Consider the following 15,023-nt stretch of genomic DNA (forward strand, 5'->3'; position numbering starts at 1 on the left):
GTCAGGCTCGCTCGATGCGTGGGTCGAAGATGGTCTGCAGGATGTCGACCAGCAGGTTGAGGCCGACGAAGAACAGGGCCAGCACCAGGATGGTTCCCTGCAGCAGCGGCAGGTCGCGCTGGAAGATCGCCTGGTTCAGCAGGAAGCCGGTGCCGGGCCAGGAGAACACAGTCTCGATCAGGATAGAGCCGCCCAGCAGGTAGCCCAGCTGCAGGCCCATCACCGCCAGTGCGGTGGGTGCGGTGTTCTTGACCACGTGGCGCAACACGCCCGCCTCCGACAGACCGCGCGCCTTGAGCCCCACCACGAATTCCTGCGAGAGGATGTCGGCCACCAGCGCACGCACGGTGCGCGCAATGATGCCCATGGGGATGAAGGACATGGTCACCGCCGGCATGAGCAGGTACTTCATGTGCTCAAGATCCCAGGTCCAGGCGCCGGAGCCGTCCGGCCCCGCCCCGGTGGCCGGCAGCCACATCAGCTTGGACGAGAAGATGATGACCAGCACCATGCCCAGCCAGTAATGCGGCACCGACACGCCCACCACCGAAATGAACGAGGCGGCGCGATCAAGCCACGAATTGCGGAAGTAGCCGGCCACGAAGCCGAACAGCGAGCCGAAGACGAAACCGATCACGGTGGCCATGGACGCCAGCATGAAGGTGTTGCCAACGGCCTTCCACACTTCGGCAGCGACCGGACGACCGGTGGCAATCGAGCTGCCGAGGTCGCCGTGCAGCGCACGCCAGACCCAGCTGAAGAATTGTTCGGGATAACTGCGGTTGAAGCCGTACAGCTCCATGAGCTGCTTTTGCAGGTCGACCGAGGCGTCCGGCGGCAGAATCGACACCAGTGGATCGCCGGGTGCGATGTGGACCAGCATGAAGCACAAGAAGGCCACGCCCAGCATGATGGGCAAGGCGTACAGCACGCGGCGGATCAGATAGGAAATCATGATGGCTCTTGCCTGCCGCCGGCGCCGTTGCCGGCCTCGGCGGCTTGGGTAGAAAGAATTGCTGCGTCTTGTTGACGTGGGGCCGAGCCCTGCGGCGAGATCGCACCGCCACATTGCAACCGGCGGTGCTCAACTCAGCTCAGCGCATCACGTCAGTCCATGCTCATCGTGGCGATATCGATGAACCAGCTCTGCGGTTGCACTACACCCTTGACCTTGGCCGAGATGGCGCGCGGCCCGGTGTCGTGCGCTACCCAGACGAACGGCGCCTCATCCACGATCTTGGCGTGCAGCTGGGCCAACAAGGCGTCGCGCTGCTTGGGCTCGAAGGTGGTGCGCGCCTTGGCGATCAGAGCATCCACATCGGCGTTGCTGTAGTAGCCCCAGTTGTTGGAGGTCGGCGGCGCAGCCTTGGTGTCGACGAAGCGCACCATCGCGAAGAACGGATCCATCGAGGCGAAGCTGATGTTGACCGCATTGGCGCCGTGCGCGCTCGGATCCTTGGCGCCGATGCGCCAGTTGGTGTAGAGGGTGTTCCACTCGATCACGTCGAACTGCACGTCAAAGAAGCATTCCTTCAGGTTCTGCTGCATGAACTCGTTCATCGGCAGCGGCTGCATCTGGCCGGAACCGGAGGCCGAGATCTGCACCTTTACCGTCAGCGGCTTGGCGGCGGAGTAACCGGCTTCGGTCATCAGCTTCTTGGCGGCGGCCGGGTCGTACTTGATCTGGAAGGTGGGGTTGCCGCGCCACGGATGGCCGGGCTCGACGGTGCCCGTAGCCTCACCCATGAGGCCGCCCAGCAGCTGCTTCATCGCGGGGCGGTTGATGCACAGGTTGGCGGCGTAGCGCACGCGCTTGTCCAGCCACGGCGAACCGGTCACGAAGGATAACTGCCACGGCCAGACGTGCGGCTGCGGGTTGGAGTAGATCTTGAAGCCGCGGCCCTTGATGGCATCCAGCGCGTCCGGCGCCGGCGCTTCGATCCAGTCGACCTGGCCCGACATCAGTGCGGCGGTGCGCGAGTTGGCTTCGGGCAGCGGCAGCATCACCACGCGGTCGATTTTGGGACGGCGATGCGCATCCCAGTAGCCATCGTTCTTCACCACTTCGAGGCGCTCGCGCGGTACGAACTTGGCCATCTTGAACGGGCCGGTGCCGGAGGCGTCAGCTGCGAACGCCGCCCAGGCTTGCTTGCTGCGCTCGGCCTTGTCGGTCACCGAAGCCGGCACCGCGGCCAGCTTCTTCTCCCACTGCGCAGGCGAGGCCATGAACAGGTTCGTCAGGTTGATCGGCAGGAAGGAGTCAGGCTCGGAGGTGGTCAGTTCCACGGTCATGTCGTCGATCTTTTTGGCCGAGCGCAGCGTGGGCATGCGCGAGGCGGTGACGCCGACCTGGCTGGGATCGAACTGCACGGCGTTCTTGTCGAGCACCTTGTTGACGTTCCACACCACGGCGCCGGCATTGAAGGCGGAGCCGTCATGGAACTTCACGCCGGGACGCAGTTTGAAGATCCACTTGGTCTTGTCCTTCGCATCCACCGCCCACGACAGCGCGAGGTCGGCAATCAGCTCGCTGGCCTTGTCGGCCTTGGAGAGGTCCCACTGCGTGAGGCCGTCGTACATCGGGATACCGGTGAAGCGGTTGCCCTCGAAGCCCTGGTCGGGCTGGCCCAGCGTACGCGGGATATCACCCGCGGTCATGGCGATGCGCAGCACCTTTTCGGCGTGCGCCGGCAGCGAGGCGAAGGCGCCGAAAGCCAAGGTACAGGCCAGCGTCAGGGTTGCGGTTTGCGGGAATTTCATATCAGTGCTTTCCTTTGTTGGGATGACGGTGGAAACGACGACAGATGAAACAAACGACGGATGCGGGTGACGCATGAAACCGGTACGGATAGTCAGGGCAGAACGAACTCCAGTTCGACGCGCGCGGCAGCATTGACCAGGTGCTGCTGCATGGCGCGCCGCGCACCGTCGACATCGCCGGCGGAGATCGCCGCGGCGACGGCGCGATGCTCGACGGCGGGCGTCCAGATGCGCTCGGGATCAGCGAAGGGCACGCGCAGGCTGTGGCTGATCGGGCTCTCGAACTGGCGCACCACTTGCGTAAAGCCAGGGTTGCCGGAGAGCTCGGCGATGAGTTGGTGGAATTCGAGGTCGGCGTGGGACGCGCTGACCAGGTCGAAGTTCTTCAGCGCCTCTTCAAAGCGCGCTTGTATACCCCACAGGCGCGGCGTGGCCTGGGGCGTGATGTTGCGCGCAGCAAGCGCGGCCGAGGCCGGCTCCAGTACGTAGCGCAGCTGAAAGATCGCCGCCAGCTGCAACGCCGATGCGGCGCTGACGGCCTCGCCATCGGCCGCGTCATGCAAGGGCGGCGGCGCCACGCGCCCGGCCTGCCGCTCCGTCACCAGCGTGCCCTTGCCCGGCACCGAGCGGATGAAGCCCAGCGCCTCCAGCATCGACAATGCTTCGCGCAGCGATGCCCGGCTGATGCCCATGGAGTCCGACAATTCGCGCTGGCTGGGCAGCATCGTGCCTGGCTCGTAAGTGCCGGACAGGATCTGACGCTGCAGGGTCTGCGCTGCGATGTTGGGCATGCTCATGGTGCAATCCTTGGTTTGGCCTGACTGGTCAGACCGCGAACGAAGGATCAGCAATTAGCGTGCCAAACGGAAATGTGCCGTGGAGTGGGAAAAACACCGCCGCGCAGGCGCACGACGGGCATGGTGCAGCGCCAAGAATGTGCGCTGCGTGGACGGCGTGCGCCAAGTTGGCGATGTACATCGATGACGCAGCGTCGCCAAAAAGAAAACGCCGCTGATACCATCAGCGGCGTTCCCCGATCAGACCGGCAACGACAATTACGGCTGCGCCACCACCGGCGCCGAGGTCTCATGCTTGGCCACCAGGTGGTACAGCAGGAAAGCCGCCACCCCGCAGAAGGCCATCACAGCCACCAGCGGCAAGGCCGTGCCGTCATGCCAGAAACTCATGATGACGCCCGACAGCACGCCCATGCCGAACTGCAGCGTGCCCATCAGCGCCGCCGCGGTGCCGGCCTGGCGCCCCTGATGCTTGAGCGCGATGGCCGTGGCGTTGGGGCCGGTGAAGCCGTACGCGGTGAGAAACCCGAAGAAGCCCGCCAGCAGCAACGGCAGGCTTTCGTAGCCGGCCAGCACCGCCAGCGCCACGAACAGTGACAGGCCGGCCGGCACCCACAGCACCTTGCCCAGCACACGCTCGGCCGAGCGCTTCATCACCAGCCGCGCATTGACCTGCGAAGCCGCGATCAGGCCGATGGCGTTGGAGGCGAACACGAAACCGAAATATTGCGGCTTGATGCCGTGCAGCTCGATGACCACGAACGGGCCGCCCGAGATGTAGGCGAACATGCCGGCCTGCACCAGGCCGCCGCACAGCACGTAGGACATGAATTGCCGGTGGCGCAGCAAACCCCAGTACTGGCGCAGCGTGCGGCCGATGTGCAGCGGCTCGGCCCGGCTGACGTCGACGGTCTCGCTGAGGTACTTGCGGGTGCCCAGGATGCACAGCAGCGCGAAGATGGTCAGCACCACGAAGATGCCGCGCCAGCTGGCGAACACCAGCATGATGCCGCCGATGAAGGGCGCCAGGATCGGCGCCAGGCCGAACACCAGCATCAGCATCGAGAAGGCCTTGGCCGATCCTTCGGCGCCCATGCGGTCGCGCACCATGGCGCGCGGAATCACCATGCCGGCGCTGCCGCCCAGGCCCTGGAACAGGCGCAGCACGATCAGCGTCTCGATGTTCTGGGCGAAGATGCACAGCAAGGAGCTGATGAAGTACAGGCCGATGCCGAAGAACAGCGGCGGCTTGCGGCCGAAGCGGTCGGACAGAGGTCCATAGAACATCTGCCCCACCGCCAGGCCGATCAGGAAGGCCGCCAGCGTCAGCTGGATCAGGTTGGTGCCGACGTTGAGATCGCGCGCGATGGCCGTGAAGCTGGGCAGGTACATGTCGATGGCCAGCGCGCCCATCGCGGTCAGTCCGGCCAGGACCGCCAGCCATGGGGGAAATTTGCCCGTCGAGAGCGAAGTATCGTTGTTGTGCATGTGGAAAGTCTTGGGACGGCCACGGTACGCGGCCCTGAAGTGCGGACGGCCATTATAAGTCCGCGGGCATTTCGATTCAGGCGCAGGGATTGCGCAGCGGCAACCAAGGCATAAAAAAACCAAGCCGGTGACACATATTGCCGACAAGTCGCGTGCAGCTTGTTGCGAAAAATGGCACACTGCCCGAGACAGTTCTCACTCACCGGGATCATCGGCGAGGAGAGGCGGGAATAAGCTGACATACAAGCGACATGCGAGCTGACAATAGCCGGCGATGCCGCAGCATGGCGCGCCAGGCAACAAGCCGAACGATACAAGCCAGAGCATATTGCCGCAGGGGAAGCAATGATTGCGCGATTTTCGCCACCAGCGAAAAAAATGCCGGACGCCGGGCCCGATGAGGCCGCGCCGGCGAACAGACGCAGCCGCCGGGGGGTGCTGGCGGCCGGACTTGTTGCAGCCTTGCTGCTGACCGGTTGCGGCCGGCATGAGCAGGCGAGCGCGCCGCCGCAGGCCGCGGCCGAGCCCATCGTGCTCAACGCGCTGGTGTGGGCGCCGGACTGGTCCGAGGAGATGCACCGTGTGGCCGACACCTTCATGCGCGAGCACCCCGACATCCGGATCAACCTGCAATTCATGATCGGCAACTCGGTCGAGGAAAACCTCAAGCCCAAGGCCGCCACCGACAACTTGCCCGACATCATCTCGGTCAATCCCAACCCCTATACCGTGACGCTGGCCGACCAGGGCCTGCTGGCAGACATGGCCGACACCGCAGCCTGGGGCCATATGCTTGAGAGCCTGCAGCGGGAATGGACCTCGCCCGGCGGGCGCCGCTTCGGCATCCCCGGCGGGTTGGCCACCACGCTGATCTACTACAACCGCGACATGTTCGAGCGCGCCGGCATCCGCAAAGCACCGGCCGACTTCGACGAATTCATCGCCGCCGCCGTCGCGCTGAAGAAGGCCGGCTTCACGCCGCTGGCGCTGTCGGGCGCGTTTCCCAACATGCTGGGCAACGGTCCGTTCAGCTACGGTTTCGCCAATGCCGTTGCAGCCCACGTGCCGGACTGGCGCGCGCGCATCGACCACGGCACGCTGGCGCTGGATAACGCGCAAGGCGCCGGCATCTTTGCCAAGCTGCGCGCGCTGGCCGACAAGAAATTGGTGCAGCCCGACAACCTGCGCGCCGGCTACGACGACACACTGCGCCAGTTCGTCGAAGGCCGGGTGGCGATGGTGTTCCAGGGCAGCTGGGCGGCCGGCACGCTGATGCATGGGCGTGAGGTGCGCGCCGGCGTGTTCATGCCGCCGTGGAACGACCGCGGCCAGACGTTGACGCCGGTGATCGGCAGTGAGACCGGTTTCGCCGTGGCGCAAAAGAGCAGTGAGCGCAACCGCAAGGCGGCCAAGCAGTTCATCGATTTCCTGTACGGCCCCGGCATGCCGATCTGGCAGAGCAAGCGGCAGAACATTCCGCCGTTCAGGAAGATCTCGGAAGACGTCAGCGGCGACCGCGCGCTGTTCTCGCTGGTGGATCGCATGGTGCAAACCGGTCCGGCCGGCGACGGCCCGGGGTTGTACTATTCCTATCTGCCGGCCAATACCATCGATGTGCTGCACGGCCTGATGCAGGGCGTGCTGTCGGGCAAGACATCGCCGGATCAGGCCGCGCGCGCGCTGCAGGCCTCGATCGCCGACCAGGCCCGCTCCAACAACAAGTAAGCACGGACAGCCGATGAGCGAACAACGACCTCTGCGCAACCGGCTCGATCTCCGCCTGCTGCATTTCGTGCGCAAAATCGAGATCCGTTATCGACTCATCAATTCCTTCATCCTGGTGTCGCTGCTGCCGCTGCTGATCTCGGGTTTCCTGGCCTATGGCGAAACCAGCAGCGCCACACAGGAAAAGGTGCGCGAATATTCGATGCAGGTGGTCAAGCAGATCTCGCAGAACCTGCTGCTGCGCATGGAGAAGATCGAGGACACCAGCGAAGAGCTGGTCCTCTCGGACCGCCTGCAGAACCTGCTGACCGATTACTACGGCAGCGACGAGGCGGCCAGCGCCGCCGCCCATACCGGCGTCACCAAGGTGCTGCTGGACAGCTACGGCGCCTTCTCCTACGTCAATCAGAAATACGTTCTGGACCGCAATCGCCAAGTGATCGATCCGCAGATCTTCGCTCCGCTGGCCAACAGCATCGGCCGCCTGGCCGAGGAAGCGCCCGACCTCGCCGGCCGACCGTGGTGGACCGTCTACAACGCCGGCCACGGCCAGAAAAGCCTGGCCATGCTGCGCCCGATCCGCTTCACCGCCAACAACCGCAGCGCCGGCACGCTGCTGGTGGGGGTAAGGCCGAGCTACTTCTTCCGCATCTTTGAAGGCATCGACCTGGGCTACGATTCCAGCATCTTCATCGTCGACGCCAACAACGGCGCGGTGGTGGTGCAAAACCGCGAAGGCGGCGGCACCGGCACCGCCGACTCGGCGCTGCTGCAGGGCATCGCCAACAGCCTGGCGCAGCGCCGCGATGCCGACTTCATCGCCTACACCGGCGCCGACAAGGTGCCCTACTACGCCGCCATTGCCAAGGTGCCGCATACCTCATGGCTGGTAGTCAGCGCTACCTCCAACGATCGTCTCAACGCCGACACCCGCTCGCTGCGCAACAAGATCCTCGCCATCGGCCTGTTGTGCTTCGCCGCCTCGCTGCTGCTGTCGGCGCTGATCGCGCGCAGCATTACCGCGCCGCTCAAGCGGCTGATCATGGTGATGAAAGAGACCGAGTCCGGCAATTCGCGCATCCGCGTGGAACAGGCCGGCAACGACGAGATCGCGGTGCTCTCGCGCAAGTTCAACGAGATGGCCAGCAAGCTGCACCAGAACAAGGAACAGCTGGAAGACCAGGTGGCGCTGCGCACGCGCGAACTGGAGCGCGCCAACCGCAAGCTGGAGGCGCTGTCCTCTACCGACGGGTTGACCGGCGTGGCCAACCGCCGCCGCTTCGACGAAGCGCTGGCCAACGAACTGCGGCGCGCGGCGCGCTCCAACAAGCCGCTGGCGCTGCTGATGCTGGATGTGGATTACTTCAAGAAATACAACGACCGCTATGGTCACCAGGCCGGCGACGAATGCCTGCGCATCGTGGCGCGCGTGCTGCAGAAAAGCTCACGCCGCGCCACCGACCTGGTGGCGCGCTACGGCGGCGAGGAGTTCGTCATCATCGTCGCCGAGAGCGATGCCGGCAGCGCCATCCAGCAGGCCGAGAACATCTGCGACGCCATCTTCGAGCTGAAGATTCCGCACGCCGATTCGCCCTTCGGCTACATCACCGCCAGCATCGGCGTGGCGGCGGTGCAGCCGGACGACCAGGTCGCCCCCGAGCGCGTGCTGCGCATTGCCGACCAGGCGCTGTACCACGCCAAATATCAGGGCCGCAACCGCGTGGTGCTGGGCAGCGACGCCGCCCACGCACTCTGAACGCGGTCATGCCCCACTGCGGCGCGCGTTTCCCTCGATTCCTGTTCTTGCCGCAGGCTGCCGGGCAGAATGCCGGCGGCGCTGTCGGCGCCCTTCCGGCATCTTGCTGACAATCTGTTGACGCGCAGCTGACAGCTCGCATTGCAGATGCAAAGAATGCTCATCCGGCCCCGTCTCACCTGAACCAATGATGGCGCGTTGCGTCATATCTGCATGCCAACCATCAATAGAAGGAACAGCAGATGACGCCGAGCCGCGAAGAAAAAAAACACTGGACCGTGGAAGATATCGATCTGGCGCGCATTGACGTGGCGCGCGTACGCGGCGACGAAGAGCTGTTCTATCTGGTGGCCTGCGCCTCCTTCATCGAAAGCGGCTCCGACCTCTACACCCACAACCTGGTGGAGTACTACCGCGGCGATGACGAGGTCGAAGGGTGGCTGCGCGAGCAATGGGAAAAGGAAGAACTGCAGCACGGCGCTGCGCTGCGCGCCTATGTCGAGTACGTATGGCCGGAGTTCGAATGGGAGCGCGCCTACCGGGGCTTCCTCGACGAATATTCCCAATACTGCAAGGTGGAGCTGCTGGAGCCGACGCGCGCGCTGGAGCTGGCCGCACGCTGCGTGGTCGAGACCGGCACTTCGACCTATTACCGCGCCCTGGCGCGCGCCACCGACGAACCGGTGTTAAAGCACCTGGCCGGCCTGATCGCCAACGATGAAGTGAATCACTACAAGCACTTCTATAAATACTTCCGCCGCTACCGCAACCAGGAGAACATCGGCCGCTCGCGCGTGCTGGGCACCCTGAGCCGGCGCACGCTGGAGCTCAAGAACGAGGATGCCGATTGCGCCATCCGTCACGTGGTGAAGGTGCACAAACCCGAGCTGGCGGCCGATCCGGCGCAGGTGAAGGAGCTGGCCTCGCGCATGAGCCGTACGGTGCGCGTGAACCTCAAACCCGAGACCACCATCAAGATGATCATGCGCCCGCTGGAGTTGCCCACGGCGGTGCAGAGCATGATCGAGTTCCCGATCCGCCAGTTCATGCAGCGCGTGATCCTGCGCTAGGGCCGGCCCCGGCGGCCGCTGCCGTCGCGTCCTCCGCCTTGATGACCGGCGGCAACTGCGCGCTGATTGTTGCCCATGCGCGGGCCATCACCCGCTGCAAGCGCCCGCCGCAGCGCGCCCCAACATCGGGCACAGCCGAGCTCCAGCTTGGTGAAGGCGCTCTGTTTTCCGATTTTTTGTCGACAATGCCTCCCGTGTTTGGTGCGGAAAATTATCCGCATTGGCAACACATCCCGACTCGCCTCGCTGCGGTGCGCCCCGCTTTGATGCACGCGCACCAGCTTCCTCCGTCCATTGGCACGCATTCTGCTATGAGCCAAGGGCAGTGAAAAAAACCATTCAAACTTTTTTCTCGAGGGAGCAAACATGTCACGTCGTACCGTACTGAAAGCAACCGCACTGGGCGCGTTCGCCCTGGCCGCATCCGCATGGCTGCCTTCCGCCTTCGCCGCGGACACCATCAAGGTCGGCATCCTGCACTCCCTCTCCGGCACCATGGCCATCTCCGAGACCTCGCTCAAGGACGTGGCGCTGATGACCATCGACGAAATCAACGCCAAGGGCGGCGTGATGGGCAAGAAGCTCGAGCCGGTGGTGGTCGACCCGGCCTCCAACTGGCCGCTGTTCGCTGAAAAGGCCCGCCAGCTGATCTCGCAGGACAAGGTCTCGGTGGTGTTCGGCTGCTGGACCTCGGTGTCGCGCAAGTCGGTGCTGCCGGTATTCAAGGAACTGAACAGCCTGCTGTTCTACCCGGTGCAATATGAAGGCGAAGAGCTTGAGAAGAACGTGTTCTACACCGGCGCCGCGCCCAACCAGCAGGCCATTCCCGCGGTCGAATACCTGATGTCCAAGGACGGCGGCGGTGCCAAGCGCTTCGTGCTGCTGGGCACCGATTACGTCTACCCGCGCACCACCAACAAGATCCTGCGCGCCTTCCTGCACAGCAAGGGCGTGAAGGATTCGGACATCGACGAGGTCTACACCCCGTTCGGTCACTCCGACTACCAGACCATCGTGGCCAACATCAAGAAGTTCGCCGCCGGCGGCAAGACGGCCGTGATTTCGACCATCAACGGCGACTCCAACGTGCCCTTCTACAAGGAACTGGGCAACGCCGGCCTGAAGGCGACCGACGTGCCGGTGGTGGCGTTCTCCGTGGGTGAAGAAGAACTGCGCGGCGTGGACACCAAGCCGCTGGTGGGCCACCTGGCCGCCTGGAACTACTTCGAATCGGTGAAGAACCCGGTCAACACCGCCTTCATCAAGAAGTGGAAGGACTACGCCAAGGCCAAGGGCCTGCCCAACGCCGACACCGTCGTGACCAACGACCCGATGGAAGCCACCTATGTCGGCATCCACATGTGGGCGCAGGCCGTCGAGAAGGCCAAATCGACCGACACCGACAAGGTGATCGCAGCGATGGGCGGCCAGACCTTCAAGGCGCCGTCGGGCTACACGCTGGAAATGGACAAGACCAACCACCACCTGCACAAGCCGGTGATGATCGGCGAGATCAAGGCCGATGGTCAGTTCAACGTGGTCAACAAGACCAAGACCACCATCCGCGCGCAGCCCTGGAGCCCGTACATCCCGGGTAACGAAAGCAAGCAGAAGATGTAATGCGGCATGGCCGGCGCGCGCGCCGGCCGACCTGCGCAGCGCTGAGACGGCTGCGCAGGCGTTCCACCCTCCTCGACCAAAAGCCGCTTCCCGATCCGCCGGCCTGTTCAGCTGCCCTGTTCAGATAGTGCACCTGCGGCACCGCTGTGCCCGGCCGTGAGCATCGATGCGCACAACGACAATGAAACCTGCCATCCCGTTGGTTCACTTTTTACGCACGCTGCTGGCGCTCTGGCTGTGCGCGCAGGCATTCATCGCGCAGGCCGCGATCGACCCGGCGCTGCTCAAACCGCTCGGCGGAGACGACCCCGACGCCCGCATTGAAGCCGTCAACCAGATCGCGGCGCTGGCCACCGATGACGCCGTGAAGGTGCTCAAAGCACTGGGTAGCGACACGCTCTATGCCACGCCCGCCGGCGAGGTACTGATCGTGGACGACAGCGGCAACGCCTTCAATCCCGCCACCGGCCAAAGCGGCCCGGCGCCGGACGACGCCGAAGGCATCACCGCCAACAACCGACTGCGCAGCGCCATCGATGGCGCGCTGTCGGGCCTGAAGCTGCTCTCGGACAAGCGCGAGGAACGCCTGGCCGCGGCCGGCGACCTGCTCAAGAACGCCGACCCGTCGCAGCTGCCACTGATCGAAAAGGCGCTGGCCAAGGAAAGCGACGCGCAGATCAAGGACATCCTGCAGCAGGTGCAGGCCACCGCCAACCTGCACGCCGCCGATCCGGCCGCGCGCCGCGCTGCGGTGAAGACGCTGTCCGGCACCACCAACGCCTCGCTCAAGCCGGTGCTGGAACAGATGCTGGCGAAAAATACCGACGGCAGCTACGCCGAGCCCGACGAAGGCGTACGCATCGAAGCCGTGCGCACGCTGGCTGCGCTGGATCGCCACCTGTCCGTCGTCGACTTCGCGGGCAAGCTGTTCTACGGCGTCTCGCTGGGCAGCGTGCTGCTGCTGGCGGCGCTGGGCCTGGCGATCACCTTCGGCCTGATGGGCATCATCAACATGGCGCACGGCGAACTGCTGATGATCGGCGCCTACACCACCTACGTGTGCCAGCTGGTGTTCCGCAAATTCTTCCCGGGCGCCATCGATGCATATCTGGTGGTGGCGCTGCCGGCTGCCTTCATCGTCGCCGCTGCCGTGGGCATCGCGCTGGAGCGCCTGGTGATCCGCTGGCTCTACGGCCGTCCGCTGGAGACCCTGCTGTGCACCTGGGGCATCAGCCTGATGCTGATGCAGTGCGTGCGCTCCATCTTCGGCGCACAGAACGTCGAGGTGGCCAACCCCAGCTGGATGTCCGGCGGGGTGACCGTGCTGGGTTCGCTGGTGCTGTCCTATAACCGCATCGTGATCGTGTTCTTCGCGCTGTTCGTGGTGGTCGCGGTGTGGCTGATCCTGAACAAGACGCGCCTGGGCCTGTTCGTGCGCGCCGTCACGCAGAACCGCCGCATGGCCGACTGCGTGGGTGTGTCCACCGGCCGGATCGACATGATGACCTTCGGCCTGGGCTGCGGCATCGCCGGCCTGGGCGGCGTGGCGCTCTCGCAGCTGGGCAACGTCGGCCCCGACCTCGGCCAGGGCTATATCGTCGACTCCTTCATGGTGGTGGTGCTGGGCGGCGTCGGCCAGCTGGCCGGCACCGTGATCGCCGCCTTCGGCCTGGGCGAAGTGAACAAATTCCTGGAGCCGGTGGCAGGCGCAGTGCTGGCCAAGATCGCCATCCTGGTCTTCATCATCGTCTTCATCCAGAAGCGTCCGCAAGGTCTCTTCGCACTCAAGGGAAGGAGCGTGGAATGAGCGCCCTGATGAAACCTTCGCTGTTTTCCAAACCCGCATGGACCGGCATCGTGGTCTGCACGGTGATCCTGGCGCTGCTGCCGGTATGCAACCTGATGTTCCCCGACGGCAGCGCGCTGCACGTGTCGAGCTACACCGTGGCGCTGGTGGGCAAGTTCATGTGCTACGCCATGGCGGCGCTGGCGCTGGACCTGGTGTGGGGCTACACCGGCATCCTGTCGCTGGGCCACGGCGTGTTCTTCGCGCTGGGCGGCTATGCGCACGGCATGTACCTGATGCGCGCCATCGGCCGCGACGGCGTGTACCAGAGCGACCTGCCGGACTTCATGGTGTTCCTGAACTGGAAGGTCTACCCGTGGTACTGGTGGATGACCGACCACTTCTGGTTCGCCATGCTGCTGGTGGTGCTGGTGCCGGGTCTGCTTGCCTTCGTGTTCGGTTACTTTGCGTTCCGTTCGCGCATCAAGGGCGTGTACTTCTCCATCATCACGCAGGCCATGACCTTCGCCTTCATGCTGCTGTTCTTCCGCAACGATACCGGCTTCGGCGGCAACAACGGCTTCACCGACTTCAAGCGCATCCTCGGCTTCACCATCACCGCGCCGGGCACCAAGGCGGCGCTCTATTTGGTGACGCTGGCGCTGCTGTTCGGCGCGCTGTTCGTGTGCCGCATGATCGTCACCTCCAAGCTGGGCCGCGTGCTGCAGGGCGTGCGCGACTCCGAATCGCGCCTGATGTTCATCGGCTACAACCCGCTGTGGTTCAAGCTGTTCGTGTGGACGCTGTCGGCCGTGATCTGCGGCGTCGCCGGCGCGCTCTATGTGCCGCAGGTGGGCATCATCAATCCGTCTGAAATGTCGCCGGGCAACTCCATCGAGATGGTGATCTGGGCCGCCGTCGGCGGACGCGGCACCCTGCTGGGGCCGATCATCGGCGCGTTCACCGTCAACGGCCTGAAGAGCTGGTTCACCGCCGCCTTCCCCGACCTGTGGCTGTATGCGCTGGGCCTGATCTTCATCCTGGTCACGCTGTTCCTGCCGCAAGGCATCCTGGGACTGGTGCAGAAACTGAAAAAGCGCGACGCCGGCAACTCGCCCGCAACAGAGGAAGCCGCATCCAAGGAGGCAGCATGAGCGAACTGCACAGCGCCGGCAAGGCGCACGGCGTGAGCGGCCTGGGCGGCAACGTCGACACGCCGCACGCCGACCATGGCACGTCCTACGAGCGCATCAAACCCGAAGGCGTGGACACCACGCACGGCGCGATTCTTTATCTGGAAAACATCACGGTCTCGTTCGACGGCTTCAAGGCCATCAACAACCTGAACCTGGATATCTCGGTGGGTGAACTGCGCTGCATCATCGGCCCCAACGGCGCCGGCAAGACCACCATGATGGACGTGATCACCGGCAAGACGCGCCCGACTGCGGGCACCGCCTTCTTCGGCCAGACCATCGACCTGACCCGCATGACCGAATACGAGATCGCGCACGCCGGCATCGGCCGCAAGTTCCAGCGCCCTACCGTGTTCGAGCAGCACACCGTGTTCGAGAACCTGGAACTGGCCATGAAGATGGACAAGCGCGTCAAGACCACGCTGTTCGCACGGCTGAACTCTGCGCAGATCGGCAAGATCGAAGAGATCCTCAAGCTGATCCGCCTGAACGGCCAGGAGCACCGCACCGCCGGCCTGCTCTCGCACGGCCAGAAGCAGTGGCTGGAGATCGGCATGCTGCTGATGCAGGAGCCGCAACTGCTGCTGCTGGACGAGCCGGTGGCCGGCATGTCCGACGCCGAGACCGCACGCACCGCCGAGCTGTTGAACGAGCTGCGCGGCAAGCATTCGATCATGGTGGTGGAGCACGACATGGGCTTCGTCGAAGAGATCGCGCAAGGCGGCAAGGTGACCGTGCTGCATGAAGGCTCGGTGCTGGCCGAGGGCAATATGCAGCAGGTGCAGTCCAACGAACGCGTGATTGAAGTCTATCTGGGACGCTGAG

The 15,023-nt window shown here is 64.4% G+C and carries 11 protein-coding genes; 7 read left to right on the forward strand and 4 right to left on the reverse strand.

What is annotated here, in order from left to right; translation table 11 throughout:
• Position 1 precedes the first annotated feature (1 nt).
• From J8I26_RS09210 to J8I26_RS09225, 4 genes are all read right to left on the reverse strand, one after another.
• Entirely contained in the window at positions 2 to 955 is a 954-nt protein-coding gene (locus J8I26_RS09210) for an ABC transporter permease (RefSeq protein WP_209606341.1), read from the reverse strand.
• 152 nt (positions 956 to 1,107) lie between these two features.
• Complete coding sequence (locus tag J8I26_RS09215; protein WP_209606343.1) at positions 1,108 to 2,760, reverse strand: ABC transporter substrate-binding protein; 1,653 nt, start codon at positions 2,758 to 2,760, stop codon at positions 1,108 to 1,110.
• A 92-nt stretch (positions 2,761 to 2,852) separates the two neighbouring features.
• The gene (locus J8I26_RS09220) at positions 2,853 to 3,557 is read right to left on the reverse strand and encodes a FadR/GntR family transcriptional regulator (protein ID WP_209606346.1); all 705 of its coding nucleotides are present in this window, start codon (positions 3,555 to 3,557) and stop codon (positions 2,853 to 2,855) included.
• Positions 3,558 to 3,815: 258 nt separating this feature from the next.
• A complete protein-coding gene (locus tag J8I26_RS09225) occupies positions 3,816 to 5,045 on the reverse strand; it encodes a Bcr/CflA family multidrug efflux MFS transporter (protein WP_209606348.1) in 1,230 nt (409 codons plus the stop codon).
• A gap of 435 nt (positions 5,046 to 5,480) precedes the next feature.
• Here J8I26_RS09225 and J8I26_RS09230 point away from each other — a divergent pair, with 435 nt between their 5' ends.
• The 7 genes from J8I26_RS09230 to urtD all read left to right on the forward strand — a co-directional run bounded on the left by J8I26_RS09230 (position 5,481) and on the right by urtD (position 15,022).
• Positions 5,481 to 6,770, forward strand: a complete 1,290-nt coding sequence (locus J8I26_RS09230) for an extracellular solute-binding protein (protein WP_348635306.1) — start codon at positions 5,481 to 5,483, stop codon at positions 6,768 to 6,770.
• Between the two features lie 13 nt (positions 6,771 to 6,783).
• Positions 6,784 to 8,526, forward strand: coding sequence for a sensor domain-containing diguanylate cyclase (locus J8I26_RS09235; RefSeq protein WP_209606352.1), 1,743 nt, complete (start codon positions 6,784 to 6,786; stop codon positions 8,524 to 8,526).
• A gap of 242 nt (positions 8,527 to 8,768) precedes the next feature.
• Positions 8,769 to 9,596: a ferritin-like domain-containing protein gene (locus tag J8I26_RS09240; RefSeq protein WP_209606354.1), complete on the forward strand. Its 828-nt coding sequence runs from the start codon at positions 8,769 to 8,771 to the stop codon at positions 9,594 to 9,596.
• Between the two features lie 366 nt (positions 9,597 to 9,962).
• On the forward strand, positions 9,963 to 11,216 hold the full coding sequence (gene urtA / locus J8I26_RS09245) for an urea ABC transporter substrate-binding protein (protein WP_209606356.1): 1,254 nt from the start codon (positions 9,963 to 9,965) through the stop codon (positions 11,214 to 11,216).
• Positions 11,217 to 11,397: 181 nt separating this feature from the next.
• Positions 11,398 to 13,023, forward strand: a complete 1,626-nt coding sequence (gene urtB / locus J8I26_RS09250; RefSeq protein WP_209606358.1) for an urea ABC transporter permease subunit UrtB — start codon at positions 11,398 to 11,400, stop codon at positions 13,021 to 13,023.
• Positions 13,020 to 14,156, forward strand: a complete 1,137-nt coding sequence (urtC, locus tag J8I26_RS09255; RefSeq protein WP_209606360.1) for an urea ABC transporter permease subunit UrtC — start codon at positions 13,020 to 13,022, stop codon at positions 14,154 to 14,156. The genes urtB and urtC overlap by 4 nt, the downstream gene beginning before the upstream one ends.
• Positions 14,153 to 15,022, forward strand: coding sequence for an urea ABC transporter ATP-binding protein UrtD (urtD, locus tag J8I26_RS09260; protein WP_209606362.1), 870 nt, complete (start codon positions 14,153 to 14,155; stop codon positions 15,020 to 15,022). The genes urtC and urtD overlap by 4 nt, the downstream gene beginning before the upstream one ends.
• Position 15,023: the final 1 nt, after the last annotated feature.

This window comes from Herbaspirillum sp. LeCh32-8 (assembly GCF_017814915.1).
Taxonomy (GTDB): Bacteria; Pseudomonadota; Gammaproteobacteria; order Burkholderiales; family Burkholderiaceae_D; genus Herbaspirillum.

Excerpts from the sequence above, each read along its gene's own strand:
- J8I26_RS09215 (WP_209606343.1), bottom strand. The coding sequence starts at position 2,760 with ATGAAATTCCCGCAAACCGCAACCCTGACGCTGGCCTGTACCTTGGCT.
- J8I26_RS09235 (WP_209606352.1), top strand. The coding sequence starts at position 6,784 with ATGAGCGAACAACGACCTCTGCGCAACCGGCTCGATCTCCGCCTGCTG.
- J8I26_RS09220 (WP_209606346.1), bottom strand. The coding sequence starts at position 3,557 with ATGAGCATGCCCAACATCGCAGCGCAGACCCTGCAGCGTCAGATCCTG.
- urtD (WP_209606362.1), top strand. The coding sequence starts at position 14,153 with ATGAGCGAACTGCACAGCGCCGGCAAGGCGCACGGCGTGAGCGGCCTG.
- urtC (WP_209606360.1), top strand. The coding sequence starts at position 13,020 with ATGAGCGCCCTGATGAAACCTTCGCTGTTTTCCAAACCCGCATGGACC.
- J8I26_RS09240 (WP_209606354.1), top strand. The coding sequence starts at position 8,769 with ATGACGCCGAGCCGCGAAGAAAAAAAACACTGGACCGTGGAAGATATC.
- J8I26_RS09225 (WP_209606348.1), bottom strand. The coding sequence starts at position 5,045 with ATGCACAACAACGATACTTCGCTCTCGACGGGCAAATTTCCCCCATGG.
- urtA (WP_209606356.1), top strand. The coding sequence starts at position 9,963 with ATGTCACGTCGTACCGTACTGAAAGCAACCGCACTGGGCGCGTTCGCC.
- J8I26_RS09210 (WP_209606341.1), bottom strand. The coding sequence starts at position 955 with ATGATTTCCTATCTGATCCGCCGCGTGCTGTACGCCTTGCCCATCATG.
- urtB (WP_209606358.1), top strand. The coding sequence starts at position 11,398 with ATGAAACCTGCCATCCCGTTGGTTCACTTTTTACGCACGCTGCTGGCG.